The sequence below is a fragment of the Streptococcus oralis genome (genome assembly GCF_001075875.1).
GTDB lineage: Bacteria > Bacillota > Bacilli > Lactobacillales > Streptococcaceae > Streptococcus > Streptococcus oralis_I.
In genome coordinates this window covers 1-432 of sequence record NZ_JUOS01000083.1, presented here as the reverse complement: position 1 = coordinate 432, position 432 = coordinate 1, and the positions used below count along the sequence as shown (strand labels likewise).

Sequence of the window (432 nt, the reverse complement as noted above, 5' to 3'; positions counted from 1 at the left end):
AAGACTCAGGATGCGGTAGACAAAGCCTTGCAAGCAGCTCTAACTTCTATCAACCAACTTAAAGCGACTCCGAAAGAGGAAGTAAAACATTCAAATCTTCCGACTGAAGGTGTTAAAGAATTGAGCTTTAGTCAACCAAGCCTTGAGGTAGTAGAAGAAGCTCTCAACTTCAAGACTGTTAAACGAGAAGATCCAACTCTTCCAGAAGGTGAAACTCGCGTAACTCAGGTAGGTCGCGCAGGCAAGGAACGTATCTTAACAGAAGTAGCACCAGATGGAAGCCGTACTGAAAAATTGCGTGAAGTTGTTGAAGTGGCGCAAGATGAGATTGTGCTAGTCGGAACTAAGAAAGAAGAATCAGGCAAAACAGAGGCAGCTATCCATGAAGTGCCAGAGTTTACTGGTGGTGTAAATGGTTCAGAAGCAGCTATC

1 protein-coding gene is annotated in these 432 nt (G+C 44.2%); it reads left to right on the top strand.

The genetic code is table 11. The annotated features are described in order from the left end of the window. On the top strand, nt 1-432 hold a 432-nt coding region (locus ADM33_RS05155; RefSeq protein ID WP_049503508.1), incomplete at both ends, for an SIALI-17 repeat-containing surface protein.